This window comes from Streptomyces sp. NBC_01275, assembly GCF_026340655.1.
GTDB lineage: Bacteria > Actinomycetota > Actinomycetes > Streptomycetales > Streptomycetaceae > Streptomyces.
The window spans coordinates 3,168,505-3,182,672 of record NZ_JAPEOZ010000001.1; the positions used below are offsets into that span (position 1 = coordinate 3,168,505).

General features: G+C 71.6%; 13 protein-coding genes. 7 read left to right on the plus strand and 6 right to left on the minus strand.

All coding sequences use genetic code 11. The features are described from left to right. Window positions 1-6: 6 nt before the first annotated feature. The 3 genes from OG562_RS13875 to leuA form a co-directional block, all read right to left on the minus strand. On the minus strand, window positions 7-1,188 hold the full coding sequence (locus OG562_RS13875) for an exo-alpha-sialidase (protein ID WP_266397199.1): 1,182 nt from the start codon (window positions 1,186-1,188) through the stop codon (window positions 7-9). Between the two features lie 134 nt (window positions 1,189-1,322). Beyond that, window positions 1,323-2,024, minus strand: a complete 702-nt coding sequence (locus OG562_RS13880; RefSeq protein WP_266397201.1) for a TerB family tellurite resistance protein — start codon at window positions 2,022-2,024, stop codon at window positions 1,323-1,325. 184 nt (window positions 2,025-2,208) lie between these two features. Next, complete coding sequence (leuA, locus tag OG562_RS13885; RefSeq protein WP_266397203.1) at window positions 2,209-3,930, minus strand: 2-isopropylmalate synthase; 1,722 nt, start codon at window positions 3,928-3,930, stop codon at window positions 2,209-2,211. Between the two features lie 343 nt (window positions 3,931-4,273). Here leuA and OG562_RS13890 point away from each other — a divergent pair, with 343 nt between their 5' ends. The 4 genes from OG562_RS13890 (at window position 4,274) to OG562_RS13905 (ending at window position 8,399) form a co-directional block, all read left to right on the plus strand. After that, the gene (locus OG562_RS13890) at window positions 4,274-5,344 is read left to right on the plus strand and encodes a M4 family metallopeptidase (protein WP_266397205.1); all 1,071 of its coding nucleotides are present in this window, start codon (window positions 4,274-4,276) and stop codon (window positions 5,342-5,344) included. A 42-nt stretch (window positions 5,345-5,386) separates the two neighbouring features. Then, a complete protein-coding gene (locus OG562_RS13895) occupies window positions 5,387-5,653 on the plus strand; it encodes a protealysin inhibitor emfourin (protein ID WP_266397208.1) in 267 nt (88 codons plus the stop codon). Window positions 5,654-5,781: 128 nt separating this feature from the next. Next, window positions 5,782-7,119, plus strand: a complete 1,338-nt coding sequence (locus OG562_RS13900) for a GH1 family beta-glucosidase (RefSeq protein ID WP_266397210.1) — start codon at window positions 5,782-5,784, stop codon at window positions 7,117-7,119. Continuing rightward, the gene (locus OG562_RS13905; RefSeq protein WP_266397213.1) at window positions 7,116-8,399 is read left to right on the plus strand and encodes an MFS transporter; all 1,284 of its coding nucleotides are present in this window, start codon (window positions 7,116-7,118) and stop codon (window positions 8,397-8,399) included. The genes OG562_RS13900 and OG562_RS13905 overlap by 4 nt, the downstream gene beginning before the upstream one ends. A 21-nt stretch (window positions 8,400-8,420) precedes the next feature. Here the strand turns inward: OG562_RS13905 and OG562_RS13910 are convergent, their stop codons facing one another. After that, window positions 8,421-9,275, minus strand: coding sequence for an NAD(P)-dependent oxidoreductase (locus tag OG562_RS13910; RefSeq protein ID WP_266397214.1), 855 nt, complete (start codon window positions 9,273-9,275; stop codon window positions 8,421-8,423). Window positions 9,276-9,411: 136 nt separating this feature from the next. Between OG562_RS13910 and OG562_RS13915 the strand changes: the two genes are divergently transcribed. Next, the gene (locus OG562_RS13915) at window positions 9,412-10,266 is read left to right on the plus strand and encodes a helix-turn-helix transcriptional regulator (protein ID WP_266397216.1); all 855 of its coding nucleotides are present in this window, start codon (window positions 9,412-9,414) and stop codon (window positions 10,264-10,266) included. Between the two features lie 11 nt (window positions 10,267-10,277). On the opposite strand, the gene era is transcribed toward OG562_RS13915, so the two are convergent. Then, window positions 10,278-11,231: a GTPase Era gene (era, locus tag OG562_RS13920; RefSeq protein WP_266397217.1), complete on the minus strand. Its 954-nt coding sequence runs from the start codon at window positions 11,229-11,231 to the stop codon at window positions 10,278-10,280. A gap of 173 nt (window positions 11,232-11,404) precedes the next feature. Here era and OG562_RS13925 point away from each other — a divergent pair, with 173 nt between their 5' ends. After that, entirely contained in the window at window positions 11,405-12,715 is a 1,311-nt protein-coding gene (locus tag OG562_RS13925; protein WP_323187510.1) for an ammonium transporter, read from the plus strand. Next, window positions 12,712-13,050: a P-II family nitrogen regulator gene (locus tag OG562_RS13930; RefSeq protein WP_266397219.1), complete on the plus strand. Its 339-nt coding sequence runs from the start codon at window positions 12,712-12,714 to the stop codon at window positions 13,048-13,050. The genes OG562_RS13925 and OG562_RS13930 overlap by 4 nt, the downstream gene beginning before the upstream one ends. On the opposite strand, the gene OG562_RS13935 is transcribed toward OG562_RS13930, so the two are convergent. After that, the gene (locus tag OG562_RS13935) at window positions 13,047-14,084 is read right to left on the minus strand and encodes a DUF916 domain-containing protein (protein ID WP_266397221.1); all 1,038 of its coding nucleotides are present in this window, start codon (window positions 14,082-14,084) and stop codon (window positions 13,047-13,049) included. The two genes, OG562_RS13930 and OG562_RS13935, sit on opposite strands and share 4 nt — an antisense overlap. Between the last annotated feature and the right edge of the window lie 84 nt (window positions 14,085-14,168).

A 14,168-nucleotide genomic window follows, 5' to 3' on the forward strand; every position in this document is an offset into this window, starting at 1 on the left:
GTCGCCTCAAGCGCCCCCGAGTTCCCCGACGGCCAGCCGCCGGAACTCGATCGTCTCGTACGGCCCCGCCGTCCCCGTCTCGTACAGCAGCCCGACCGTGTCCGCGTCCACCTGGACCAGGTCGGAGTACGCGGCCGGGCTCGGCGACGGCGTCACCGCCGGGGTGAAGTCCGCCCCGCCGTCCGTGCTGCGCCAGACGGTCATCGCACGGCGGGCGGCCGGGTCGGACGGGCCGGAGAAGAGCAACGGGCCTCCGGAGCCGTGGAGTTGGAGGACGCTGCCCTGGACGACAGGGACCCGGGCGAGCGTCGGCTGCGGGGCGTAGGGGCGGGACAGGGTCGTGCCGCCGTCCTCCGAGAGGGCGTCGAGGCGGTTGCCGGGGGCGCTGCCGCCCTGGTCGCGGGCGGAGAAGTACAGCCGTCCGTCGGGGAGTTGGGCGACGGAGCTCTCGTTGACGTTGGCCGTGCCGTCGTGGTCGGCGTCGACGAAGCCCAGCCGCCAGCTGCGCCCGCCGTCGTCGCTGCAGAGGGCGTGACCGCCGTAGTACCGGTACTCGCGGCCGGTGTCGGGGGAGCCGACGGGCGGGGCGGCGGAGTGGTTCGCCGCGACCACGAGCCGGCCCGCGTACGGGCCCCGGGTGAGAGCGAGGGCGTGGCCGGGGCCGGTGGCGTACCAGCGCCACGACGGCAGCGCGACGTCCGCCGTGATCTCCCTCGGCGAGGTGAAGCAGCGCCCGTCGTCCCGGCTGTGCTGGACGTACACCCGCCGGGCGGGGGCCTCCCCGCGCATGATCCGCGCCTCGGTCGCGTCGCCGTCGTTGGCGCAGCTCACCAGCACGACCGCGCCGGTGCGCGGGTCGATCACGGGCGCCGGGTTGCCCCGGGTGCCCCCGTCCCCGGCGGCCACGACGATCAGCGGACCCCAGGTGCAGCCGCCGTCGACGGAGCGGCGCACCACGATGTCGATGTCCCCGGTGTCGCCGGGCCCGTCCCGCCGCCCCTCGGCGAAGGCCAGCAGCGTTCCCTGCCGGGTGCCGACGACGGCCGGGATCCGGTAGGAGGCGTAGCCGCCTTCCCCCGACACGTACGGCGTCGAGGAGACGCAGGGGGTCGCGGCGGCGGCCGCCGGGAACGAGGCGAACGGGGTGAGGAACGCGGTGGCGAGGAGCGTACGGCGCAGGTGGGTCATCGCTCTCCCAGACGGGGACGGCCGGTGTCGGTCACATCGTTCCCCGGGGAACCGCCGGAAACGTGCGGAAGCGCCCGGAAGCGCCGGGAAGCGCCGGGAAGCGTCCAAAACGGCCTAGAGGCAGCCGGAAGCGGTCAGGACGGTGTTCCCGCGGCCGCCAGCAGGCGTGTCACCTCGTCCGCCGGGAGGGTCAGGGCCGCGCCCACCGTGGCCAGGACCTCTCGTTCGGCCGGGGTGTACGGGCCGTCCGCCAGGGCGATGCGGGCGCCCTGGAGCAGGATCGATTCGCGGCCGGTCGGGGCGAGGTGCGGGGCGAGCGGGTCGAGGGCCTCGTGGAGCTCTATGGCGAGGCCGGGGCCGCCGCCGCAGGGTGCGCCGTAGGCGCGGCCGGTGTCGGCGGCGAGGGCCTCGACGAGGGCGGCGAGCTGTTCCTCGGTGCAGTCGGCGAAGCCGGCCGCGCGCACCGCGCCGGCGGCCGCCTCCAGGGCCGTACGGGCGCAGCCGCCGCCCGCGGAGAGGACGGCGAGGGCGACGGTGTGGACGGCGTCGCGGAGCATCGCGGAGAAGCGGGTGGTGGTGGGGTGGTCGAGGACGTCGGTGCCGAACTGCTGTTGACAGGCCGCGCACTCGACGACCGGGCCGATCTCGCCGCGCGACAGGACGGGCAGCCCGAGGAGGGTGAGGCGGCGCCGGCCGGTGAGCCGCTGGTAGTTGCGGTCGCCGCCGCAGGCGGGGCAGAAGAACTCGCCGTCCCCGACGGGCGTCCACGCGGTGCGGTGGCCCAGGATGCGGGCAAGCCTGGTGACCTGGCCGTCTCGTCCCCGTCCTGGCAGCACGTCGCACCTCCGTAACCCCGCGGCAACATCGCCGCGTCTGCGTGATGTTAGCCACATGGGCGAGGTGTAGTCAGCACCTAGGACGAGACCTTTCCGTGACCTCCACGGGACAGTGGCCGATAAACGACGGGGCCTTGATCGCCGTATACGGCGATCAAGGCCCCGAAACTGCCGGTCAGGATGATTAACGCGTCGCGCGGTTGACGGCCGAGACGACCGCCTTCAGGGACGCACGCGTCGTGTTCGCGTCGATGCCGATGCCCCACAGGACCTTGTCGCCGATCGCGCATTCGATGTACGAGGCGGCCTGCGCGGAGGCGCCCTCGCTCATCGTGTGCTCCTGGTAGTCCAGCAGGCGTACGTCGATGCCGACGGACTCCAGAGCGTCGAAGAAGGCGGAGATCGGGCCGTTGCCGGAGCCGGTCAGGACCGTGTCCACGCCGTCCACCGTGGCCTCGACGGTCAGGGTGTCCACGCCGTCGGTGTCGGTCGTCGACTGGCCCGTGCGGACCTGGATGCGGCCCCAGGGGTTCTCGGGGTTGGGCAGGTACTCGTCCTGGAAGACCGACCAGATCGCGCCGCCCGTGACCTCGCCGCCCTCGGCGTCCGTCTTGGCCTGGATCAGCTTGGAGAACTCGATCTGCATCCGGCGCGGCAGGTCCAGCTTGTGGTCGTTCTTCAGGACGTACGCGATACCGCCCTTGCCCGACTGCGAGTTGACCCGGATGACGGCCTCGTAGGAGCGGCCCACGTCCTTCGGGTCGATCGGCAGGTACGGGACCGCCCACTCGATGTCGTCGACCGTGACGCCCTTGGCGGCCGCGTCGGCCTCCATCGCGTCGAAGCCCTTCTTGATGGCGTCCTGGTGGGAGCCGGAGAAGGACGTGTAGACCAGGTCGCCCACGTACGGGTGGCGCGGGTGGACCTCCATCTGGTTGCAGTACTCCCACGTACGACGGATCTCGTCGATGTCGGAGAAGTCGATCTGCGGGTCGACGCCCTGGGAGAACAGGTTCATGCCCAGGGTGACCAGGTCGACGTTGCCGGTGCGCTCGCCCTGGCCGAACAGACAGCCCTCGACGCGGTCGGCGCCGGCCATCAGCGCCAGCTCGGCGGCGGCGACGGCGGTGCCGCGGTCGTTGTGCGGGTGGACGGAGATGACGACGTGCTCACGGCGCGAGACGTTGCGGCTCATCCACTCGAAGCGGTCGGCGTGGGTGGAGGGCGTCGAGCGCTCGACGGTGGCCGGCAGGTTCAGGATGATCTCGCGACCCGGACCGGGCTGGTAGACGTCCATCACCGCCTCGCAGACCTCCAGGGCGAAGTCCAGCTCGGTGTCGGTGAAGATCTCCGGCGAGTACTGGTAGCCGAACTCCGTCTCCGGGCCCAGCAGCTTCTCGGCGTACTCCATCACCAGGCGGGTGCCGTCGACGGCGATCTGCTTGATGTCGTCCTTGGAGCCGCGGAAGACGACCCGGCGGAACACGGGGGCCGTGGCGTTGTACAGGTGGACGGTGGCCCGCCTGGCGCCCTTCAGGGACTCCACGGTCCGCTCGATCAGGTCCTCGCGGGCCTGGGTCAGCACGGAGATCGTGACGTCCTCCGGGATCGCGCCCTCTTCCTCGATGATCGAGCGCACGAAGTCGAAGTCGGTCTGGCCGGAGGCCGGGAAGCCGACCTCGATCTCCTTGTAGCCCATCTTGACCAGCTGGTCGAACATCCGGCGCTTGCGCTCGGGCGACATCGGGTCGATCAGGGCCTGGTTTCCGTCGCGCAGGTCGGTGGAGAGCCAGCGGGGGGCGACGGTGATCCGGTTCTGCGGCCAGGTGCGGTCGGGGATGTCGACCTGGTCGTACTGTCCGTACTTGTGGATCGGCATGTGGCTGGGCTGCTGGCGGTTCGCCATGGTGCGGTGGCTCCTCAGGGTGACCGGAGAATGTCCGGACGGAAGGACGGCCGACGCGCAACACCAAGCTCCGCGGGGAGGGAGTCGGCCTCGACTACAGGCCCTCGCCGCGGCAGCTAAGGAGAAGCAGCCCGAAATGCATAGTGCTCCGCAGCCTAGCGGAGCCGCTTCCGTCGCGCGGGTTCGTTCCAGTATGCGGGACCGGAGGGAGGAACCACAGGAAAAGGTGCGAAACGTGCGCCATACCACTAAGGGCTACCAGCAGAAGCCGTTTGTCACGGTATTTCACCAATCATGGTTGCCGGTGGTGACACGGACGTGACGCAGTGCAAGGGTGCCGGGCATGACGACTCACGGGGGCTTCGAGCCCGTCTTCTGCACGGTCGTACCGCCACACGTCCTCGACAAGCTGGCGCGCAACGACGACCCGGCTGTGTCCGGACCCGCCCAGCGCACCCTGGTGCGCGACAGCCAGCTGCGCGGCCTGCGCCGGGTGACCACCGAGTTCGGCCTCGCGGCCGTCCCTCCGGCGAAGGCTCCGTCGGACCAGCCGCTGCGCACCCTCTACGACTGCGCCCACGGCACCGACCTGCCCGGCGCCAAGGTCCGCGCCGAGGGCCAGGACCCCGGCCAGGACGCCACCGTCAACCGCGCCTACACCGGCCTCGGAGCCACCTTCGACCTCTACCTCAAGGCCTACCAGCGCCACTCCATCGACGGCGACGGCCTGCCCCTGGACGCCAGCGTCCACTACGACGAGGGGTACAACAACGCCTTCTGGAACGGCGAGCAGATGGTGTTCGGCGACGGCGACGGCGAGATCTTCGTCGACTTCACCAACTCCGTCGACGTCATCGGCCACGAGCTCACCCACGGCGTCACCCAGTACACGGCCAACCTGACGTACTACCGCCAGCCGGGCGCCCTCAACGAGTCGATGTCCGACGTCTTCGGCTCGCTCATCAAGCAGTACACCCTCGGCCAGACCGCCGCCGAGGCCGACTGGCTGATCGGCGCGGGCATCCTCGCCCCGGGCGTCACCGGCACGGCCCTGCGCTCCATGAAGGCCCCGGGGACCGCCTACGACGACGACGTCCTCGGCAAGGACCCGCAGCCCGCGACCATGGACGACTTCGTCACCACCGGCCGCGACAACGGCGGCGTCCACATCAACTCCGGCATCCCCAACCACGCCTTCTACCTGGTCGCCACCGCCCTCGGCGGCTACGCCTGGGAGAAGGCGGGACAGATCTGGTACGACGCGCTCACCGGCGGCAGGCTCCCCTCGGACGCGTCCTTCGCCAAGTTCGCCAAGCTGACCGTCAAGGTCGCGCGCGAGCGCTTCGGCGACGGCGGCGAGGAGTTCCAGGCCGTGCAGAAGGCGTGGGAGCAGGTAGGGGTACGGACTCTCTGACGGGGTACGCACTCTCTCTGATTCCGTACTAGACAGGAACCCATGCGTATTCGAGTGAGTCGCACGGGCGGGTTCGCGGGCATCGAGCGGCAGGCCGAGGTGGACACCTCGGGGCGGCCCGATGCCGGCGAATGGCACGCCCTGGCCGAGCGGGCGGTCGCCGCCGGCCGGGGCGCGCCGCCGACCGGCGTGCCGGACGGCTTCAGCTACGAGATCACCGTGGACGGGAAGACGGTGTACGCGGCCGATCCCCGGCTCTCGGACGAACAGCGGAAACTGATCTCCAGAGTGCTGAAGGAAGGGGCGTGAGACGGGCGCGGGAAGGGGCGCGGGACGGGGTGCGAGACCGGCGCAGGACGGGGTGCGGGACGGGGCGTAACCGGTAGTTCACGTCCGGCCGTTGACTTCCTTACCCAGCGGTAAGGATGATCCCGCCCATGGCGAACGATCCGCGCGACGCGGCGCACCCGATACCCCAGTTCCCGGCCGGCTTCCTCTGGGGCGTCTCGACCTCGGCCCACCAGATCGAGGGGGCGGTGAACGAGCGCGAGCCGTCCGTGTGGGACGTGTTCACCGCCGAGCCGGGACGGGTGAAGGACGGCTCCACGGCGGAGGTGGCCTGCGACCACTACCACCGCTACCCCGAGGACGTGGCGCTCCTGTCCGGCCTGGGCGTGGACGCGTACCGCTTCTCGATCTCCTGGCCGCGGGTGAACTCCCCCGGCGGTCTCGACTTCTACGACCGTCTCGTCGACGAGCTGTGCGCGGCCGGCGTCCGCCCGGTCCCGACCCTCTTCCACTGGGACCTCCCCGCCCGCCTCGACTGGCTGGAGCGGGACACCGCCTCCCGGTTCGCCGAGTACGTGTCGACGGTCGCCGAACGCCTCGGCGACCGGGTGAAGAAGTGGATCACCCTCAACGAGCCCGCGGAGCACACCCTGTTGGGGCACGCGCTCGGCACCCACGCCCCCGGCAAGCAGCTGCTCTTCGACGCGCTCCCGGTCGCCCACCACCAACTGCTGGCCCACGGCCTGGCGGTCCGGGCCCTGCGCGCGGCCGGCGCGAACGACATCGGCATCGCCAACTCCCACGGCCCGACCTGGCCCGCCTCCCGGGAACCCGCGGACGTGGAGGCGGCCGACTTCTACGACGTCCTGCTGAACCGGCTGTTCGCCGATCCGCTGCTCCTCGGTGAATACCCCGCGGGAATCGGCGAGTTGATGCCCGGAGACGTCGAGTCCGACCTGAAGGTCATCACGGAGCCGATCGACTGGTACGGCGTCAACTACTACGCCCCGACGAAGGTCGGCGCCCCGCAGGGCGCGGAGATCGAGTTCGGCGGCATCACGATGCCCGCAGAACTCCCCTTCTCCGTCCAGCAGATCGACGGCGTCCCGGTGACGGACTTCGGCTGGCCGGTGGTCCCCGAGGGCCTCACGGAACTCCTGACCACCTTCCACGGCCGCTACGGCGACCGGCTCCCCCCGGTCGTCATCACCGAGAACGGCTGCTCCTACGAGGGCCTCGACGACCAGCAGCGCATCGCCTACCTGGACGGCCATCTCCGCGCCCTGCACCGAGCGGTGGAAGCGGGCGTGGACGTGCGCGGCTACTTCGCGTGGTCGCTGCTGGACAACTTCGAGTGGGCGGAGGGGTACGAGCGCCGCTTCGGCCTCGTCCACGTCGACTACGCGACGCAGGAACGCACCCCGAAGGCGTCGTACGCCTGGCTGCGGGACGTGCTGGCGGCCCAGAGATCGCAGGCGCGGGGATGACCACGGCGGACCGGGACCAGGCCCAGGATCGGGGCCGGGTCCCGGCGAGCGCGCTGGCCGAGCCCGTCGAACGGGTCGGCCGGGGCTGGACGGCGTCGCTGTCCCTCGCCAACGGGGCGATCTGGGTGGGCTGGTACGGCCCCCTGCAGATCCTGCTGGCCTCCCAGGCCGAGGACTTCGCGCCCGGCTCCGGCATGTCCAAGGAGACGATGCTGGCCTGGGTGACGGGCGTCGGCGCGGTGGTGTCGCTGGCGGCGAACCCGCTCTTCGGCGCGCTGTCGGACCGTACGACGTCCCGGTGGGGCCGGCGCACCCCGTGGATCGTGGCCGGAACGGCGGGCGGCGCGCTGTCGCTGCTGCTGCTCGCGGGCGCGGGCGGGGTCTGGACGATGGCGCTGGGCTGGTGTCTGGTCCAGCTGACCCTGAACGCGGCCTTCGCCGCCGTCACGGCGGCCGTCCCCGACCGGGTGCCGCGCCTCCAACGCGGCTCGGTGGGCGGCTGGTTGGGGGCCGCGCAGATCCTGGGCGTGGTCGGCGGGACGGGACTGGCGACGGCCGTCGGAGGCGTCGGCGCCGGATATGCGGCGTGCGCGGTGTTCACGGCGGTGGGCGTGCTGCCGTACGTCCTGCGCTACGAGGATCTGCGGCTGGCGGAGGCGGACCGGCCGGCCTGGTCGTGGCGGGGCTTCCTCACGGGCTTCTGGCTGAGCCCGCGCCGCCACCCCGACCTCGGCTGGGCCTGGCTGACCCGCTTCCTGATGAACCTGAGCAACGCGCTGGTGCTGCTGTACCTCCTGTACTACCTGCGCGACCGGCTGCACTACGGCGACCCCGAGCAGGGCGTGCTGATCCTGACGGCGGTGAACGGGGTGACGCTGCTGGCCACGGTCGTCGTCGGAGGCGTCTGGTCGGACCGCACCGGGCGGCGCAAGCCGTTCGTGATCTGGTCCGGCGTGCTGATGGCGGTGGCGACGGCGGCGCTGGCGGGCTGGCAGACCTGGACGGGGGCGATCGTCGCGTCGGCGGTGCTGGGCGTCGGCTTCGGCGTGTTCACCTCGGTCGACTTCGCCCTCATGACGGACGTCCTGCCGAAGGCCCTGGACCGCGGCAAGGACCTCGGCGTCATCAACGTGGCCAACGCCCTCCCCCAGGTCGCCGCGCCCGCCCTCGCCGCCCCGATCGTGACGTACCTGGGCGGCTACCGGGTGCTGTACCTGGTGGCGGCGGTGATCGGGCTGGCGGGGGCGGTACTGGTGGGGAGGATCAAGGGGGTGGACTGACGGAGGAGAGTGGACTGACGGTCAGAGGGCGCCTGCGTCGCGGGCGGCCCAGACGGTCGGGAAATGGGGGCGGAAGCCGAGGTCCCGGCGGATCCGCTGCGTGGACATGATCCCGAACCACGGGTCGGGGTCGGTCCGGGCGTACAGGTCGGCGGGCGCCTCGACACCGTTGAGCTGGTGCAGCTCGACCGCCGTGACGGGGGCGTCGTCGGCGATGTTGTAGAGGGGTCCGCTCACCGCCGGCGCGTACAGCAGGCGCAGCAGCCCCTGGGCGACGTCGGCGTGGTGGGCCATCTGCAGCCGCTGGGCCGCCGCCCAGTGCGCGGCCCACCTCAGGGACTGGGCGAGATGCGGGTCGCCGTCGCCGTACACGAAGGGCAGTCGGCCGATCCGCACCTCGACGCCCTCCAGCGCGAGCAGCTCCCGCTCGGCCGCCGCCTTGGACTCGGGATAGGCGCCCCACATCTCTCCGCCCGGCCGGATCTCGTCGTCCTCGGTCAGCGGGCGACCGCGTCCGACGCCGTACACCAGCCCCGTGCTGACCTGCACGAACCGCTGCACGCCGGCGGCCAGCGCGGCGCGGCCGAGGTCCACCGCCGCGTCCCGGTTGATCGCCCACGCCTCCTCGTCGGGCACCCCGCGGAAGGACGCCGCGACGTTCACGACCGCGTCCACCCCGGCCACCGCCTTGCCGAGCGCCTCCGCGTCCCGCAGATCCCCGACCACGACCTCGGCGCCCAGCTCCGCGAACCGCTCCGCACGCGCCGCGTCCCGCACCAGGACCCGCACCCTCTCCCCCGGCCCGGCCTGCGCCAGCAGCCTCGGCACGAAACGCCGGCCTACCTGTCCCGTCGTACCCGTCACCAATGTCAACATCGTCGTCCGCTCCTCTGGTCTGGTGCCACCACCCTCGGACGGAGCCGGGGGAACCGGGAGAGACCTGTCGATCGGGGGATCGGCAGTCCCTGGATGGGCACTGGATACGGCGGGCGGGTTGCCGCAGCCTGGAGGGGTGAACCGAGCCGAACTAGCCGACTTCCTGCGCCGTGGCCGGGCCCGTCTGACCCCGTCGGACGTGGGCCTGACGCCGGGGGCCCGCCGCCGCACGCCCGGCCTGCGCCGCGAGGAGGTGGCGCAGCTGGTGGGCATGTCGGTCGACTACTACACGCGCCTCGAGCAGTGCCGGGGCCCGCGTCCGTCACGCCAGATGCTGACGGCGCTGGCCCGCGCCCTGCGCCTCACCGACGACGAACGCGACCATCTGTTCCACCTGACGGGCGAGGAGCCCCCGCGCCGGGAGACCGCGTCGGCGCATGTCCCGCCCGGCCTGATGCTGATCCTGGACCGGCTGCACGACACCCCGGCGCAGGTGGTGACCGACTGCGGCGAGGTCCTGGCGCAGAACGCGATGGCCAGGGCGCTGACCTACGACGTGATGTCCCGCCCCCGCCGCGAACGCAACCTGGTCCGCCGCTACTTCCTGGACCCGACCGCGCGCACCCTGTTCCCGGAGGAGGACCGGCCGGACCACGCCCGCGCCCATGTGGCCAGTCTGCGCGCGGTGGCCGCCGCCCGCCCCGACGACCCGGAACCGGCCGCGCTGGTCGCCGAACTCCGTGCGGGGAGCGAGGAGTTCGCGCGCCTGTGGGACGACCACGAGGTGTCCCAGCGCCACCGCGCGACGAAACGCTTCCGGCACCCCCTGGTGGGCCTCCTGGACCTGGACTGCGAGGTCATGCTCAGCCACGAGCACCACCAGCTCCTGGTCGTCCACACGGCCCGCCCGGGCACGGAGGCGTACGAACGCCTGCAACTGCTGCGGGTGATCGGCCTCCAGGACCTGTCCCCACAGGAAGCGACCCCTTAGAGCCCCAGGTTCTAGAACCCCAATTTCCGCAGCTGCTTGGGATCCCGCTGCCAGTCCTTCGCGACCTTCACATGCAGGTCCAGGAAGACCGGTGTGCCCAGGAGGGCCTCGATCTGTTTGCGGGACTTGATGCCGACGTCCTTCAGGCGCTTGCCCTTGGGGCCGATGATGATGCCCTTCTGGCTGGGGCGCTCGATGTAGATGTTGGCGTGGATGTCCAGCAGCGGCTTCTCCGCCGGGCGGTCCTCGCGCGGGAGCATCTCCTCGACGACGACGGCGATGGAGTGCGGGAGCTCGTCGCGCACGCCCTCCAGCGCGGCCTCGCGGATCAGCTCGGCGACCATCACCTGTTCGGGCTCGTCCGTCAGGTCGCCCTCGGGGTAGAGGGGCGGGCTCTCGGGGAGCATCGGGATCAGCAGGTCGGCGAGCAGCTCGACCTGCTCGCCGGCGACCGCCGAGACCGGCACGATCTCCGCCCACTCGAAGCCCAGCTCCTTGCCGAGCTGGTCGACGGCGATGAGCTGCTCGGCGAGGGTCTTGGAGTCCACGAGGTCGGTCTTGGTGATGACCGCGACCTTCGGGGTCCGCTTGATCCCGGCCAGCTCCTTGGCGATGAAGCGGTCGCCGGGGCCCAGCTTCTCGTTCGCCGGCAGGCAGAAGCCGATGACGTCGACCTCGGCCCAGGTGGCGCGTACGACGTCGTTCAGACGTTCGCCCAGCAGGGTGCGCGGCTTGTGCAGGCCCGGTGTGTCGACCAGGATCAGCTGCGCCTCCGGGCGGTGCACGATGCCCCGTACCGTGTGCCGCGTGGTCTGCGGACGGTTGGAGGTGATCGCCACCTTCTTCCCCACCAGAGCGTTCGTGAGGGTGGACTTGCCCGCGTTGGGGCGGCCCACGAAGCAGGCGAAGCCGGCGCGGTGGACGGCCTCGGCCGGCTGCTCGGAAGACTCGGTACGAACGCTCATGCCCCCATTCTCCCTGATCCACGAAGCCCCGCCGCACACACGAGCGGCACCGCCCCTCACCGTGAGCTTCCGGAAACCCGCACGCAACGAAACGTCACGGAAACACACCCGTACGCGACCGGAAACCAGGACCGGTGACCCTCTGACGAGCCCCCGCATCGTTGGAGACTCCCGTGATCCTGGCCGCCGCCCCCGCGGACACCGGCGACACCGCCTGGCTGCTCGCCGCCACCGCCCTCGTCCTGTTGATGACCCCGGGCCTGGCCCTGTTCTACGGCGGCATGGTCCGCACGAAGAGCGTCCTCAACATGCTCATGATGAGCTTTGTGTCGATCGCCCTGGTCACGGTGGTGTGGCTGACGGCCGGCTACTCCCTCGCCTTCGGCGAGGACGTCGGGGGCGGGCTGATCGGCGGGCTGGAGCACGCCGGCATGGCGGGCCTCGGCCCGGACAGCGTCCAGGGGACCGTGCCCACCCTTCTCTTCGCCACCTTCCAGCTCACCTTCGCGATCATCACGGCCGCGCTGATCAGCGGCGCGATCGCCGACCGGGCGAAGTTCGGGGCGTGGCTGGTCTTCGTCCCCGTCTGGGCGCTGCTCGTATACGTTCCCGTCGCCCACTGGGTCTGGGGCCCCGGCGGCTGGATCCTGAACGGCCTCGGGGCGCTCGACTTCGCCGGCGGACTGCCGGTGGAGATCACCTCCGGCGCCTCCGGTCTGGCCCTCTGCCTGGTCCTCGGCCCGCGTCTGGGGTTCAAGAAGGACGCGATGCGGCCGCACAACCTGCCCATGGTGATGCTGGGCGCGGGGCTGCTCTGGTTCGGCTGGTTCGGCTTCAACGCGGGCTCGGCGCTGGGCGCGAACGGTCTGGCTGCCGCCGCCTTCCTCAACACCCTCGCCGCCGGCTGCACCGGCCTGCTGGGCTGGCTCTTCGTCGAGCAGCGGCGCGACGGCCACCCGACCACCCTGGGCGCGGCCTCCGGCGCCGTCGCGGGCCTGGTCGCGATCACGCCGTCCTGCGGCTCGGTCTCCCTCCTCGGCGCCCTGGTCGTCGGCCTCGCCGCCGGCGTCGTCTGCTCGTACGCCGTGAGCTGGAAGTTCAAGCTGAACTACGACGACTCCCTGGACGTCGTCGGCGTCCACCTGGTCGGCGGCGTCATCGGCACCCTCCTCATCGGCGTCTTCGCCGTCGACACCATGACCGGCGGCCCGGAAGGCCTTCTCTACGGCGGCGGACTCGCCCAGCTCGGCAAGCAGCTCGTCGCCGTGGTCGTCGTCGGCGCGTACGCCTTCGCCGTCACCTACGGCATCGGCAAGCTGCTCGACCGCACGATCGGCCTGCGGGCGGACGAGGACCACGAGCACACCGGCCTGGACCTTACGGTGCACGCCGAGACCGCATACGATCACGGCGTCCTGGGCCACGGCGCCCCGGTCGCCCACTCCGTCCCGCACTCCGCGCAGAAGGTCAAGCCCCAGGCATGAAGCTCATCACCGCGATCGTCAAGCCCTACCGCCTCGACGAGGTCAAGACGGCCCTGCAGGAGATCGGCGTGCACGGCCTGACCGTGACCGAGGCCAGCGGCTACGGCCGGCAGCGCGGCCACACCGAGGTGTACCGGGGCGCCGAGTACCAGGTCGACCTCGTGCCCAAGGTCCGTATCGAGGTCGTCGTCGACGACGCCGACTGCGACGCCGCGATCGACGCGATCGTCAAGGCCGCACGGACGGGGAAGATCGGCGACGGGAAGGTGTGGGCCCTGCCGGTCGAGACGGTCGTACGGGTGCGGACGGGCGAGCGCGGCCCCGACGCGCTTTAGCCTCCGGCGGATTGGCCGACCTTTGCCTGCGGGGCCGTCGTGGCTGATCGCGCCCGGCGGCGGAGCCGCAGAACGTCAGCGCCTCGCGCCCCTTTGGGGCGCGTCCGCCGGAGCCTGAGCAGCAGCCACGCCCCTGCGCCGAGCGCCACCGTCAGCACCGCCACCACCAGCCACGGCACCGCTACGAACGACGCGGCCGCCGACTCCTTCGTGTCTTCGGCGCTCACCGTCAGTTTCACGTCCGTCCAGTCGAGTTGGGGCGCGCCCCGCCAGGGCTCGGTGAGGCGCACCCGCTGGCCGGGCAGCAGCTCGGCGGGGATCTTGGTCAGGTCGCGGCTGAGCAGCGTACGCCCGAAGAGGCCGCGGGCCGTCAGCTCCACCTTGGGATCGAGGGTGACGTTCCCGGTGTTGTGCAACGTGTAGGAGATCGTCGCCGTGCTGTCGCCGAGGCCGGGGACGAGGGGCTGGTGGTGGGCGATGTGGACGTCCTCGACGGCGAGCGCGGGCAGGGTGGGTCCGCTGACCTGGAGGTAGACGCGGGCGGCGACGGCCCGCTGCACGCCGAGCGCGACCCCGCCGCCTCCCTTCTCGACCCGCTCGTCGAGCGCCACGATCGCGCCCGGATGATCGCCGGGCTCCGCGCCCTCGGGCACCTCCACGGTGAACGGCACGGTGACCTTCTTGTGGCCGGGCACGGTGATCCGGTCCTTCGCGGGCTTCGCCCACGCCCCCACGCCCCGCATCCGCTCGTCGAGCGACCTCACGGCGAACCCGCCGTCGCGGGCGGTGTTGTAGGCATCGGCCGCGTAGAGCCGGAAGGTCAGGGGCTTGTCCGTCTTGTTGGCGACGACGACCTTGTCCTCGATCGTCTGGCCGGGATCGGCCGAGACGTAGAAGTACGGCCGTGCGGCGACGGCCGAGGAGACGGGGTAGACGGACCAGCTGCCGTTGTCGGCGGCCCGGGCGGGGGCGGCGATCAGGAGACACGGCAGGGAACACAGGAGACACAGCAGGACGGAAAGGACCTTGCGCATGGGTGCGGACCCCCCACGGTGGACGGGCGGTGCGGACCCGCTGCGACGGGTGCCCGGCCACCGGTTGACGTGGTTGCGGTAGTG

What these genes read in the sequence shown, in the direction of transcription:
- OG562_RS13875 (WP_266397199.1), bottom strand. Translation starts at nt 1,188, where the DNA reads ATGACCCACCTGCGCCGTACGCTCCTCGCCACCGCGTTCCTCACCCCG.
- leuA (WP_266397203.1), bottom strand. Translation starts at nt 3,930, where the DNA reads ATGGCGAACCGCCAGCAGCCCAGCCACATGCCGATCCACAAGTACGGA.
- OG562_RS13890 (WP_266397205.1), top strand. Translation starts at nt 4,274, where the DNA reads ATGACGACTCACGGGGGCTTCGAGCCCGTCTTCTGCACGGTCGTACCG.
- OG562_RS13895 (WP_266397208.1), top strand. Translation starts at nt 5,387, where the DNA reads ATGCGTATTCGAGTGAGTCGCACGGGCGGGTTCGCGGGCATCGAGCGG.
- OG562_RS13900 (WP_266397210.1), top strand. Translation starts at nt 5,782, where the DNA reads ATGGCGAACGATCCGCGCGACGCGGCGCACCCGATACCCCAGTTCCCG.
- OG562_RS13905 (WP_266397213.1), top strand. Translation starts at nt 7,116, where the DNA reads ATGACCACGGCGGACCGGGACCAGGCCCAGGATCGGGGCCGGGTCCCG.
- OG562_RS13910 (WP_266397214.1), bottom strand. Translation starts at nt 9,275, where the DNA reads ATGTTGACATTGGTGACGGGTACGACGGGACAGGTAGGCCGGCGTTTC.
- era (WP_266397217.1), bottom strand. Translation starts at nt 11,231, where the DNA reads ATGAGCGTTCGTACCGAGTCTTCCGAGCAGCCGGCCGAGGCCGTCCAC.
- OG562_RS13930 (WP_266397219.1), top strand. Translation starts at nt 12,712, where the DNA reads ATGAAGCTCATCACCGCGATCGTCAAGCCCTACCGCCTCGACGAGGTC.
- OG562_RS13935 (WP_266397221.1), bottom strand. Translation starts at nt 14,084, where the DNA reads ATGCGCAAGGTCCTTTCCGTCCTGCTGTGTCTCCTGTGTTCCCTGCCG.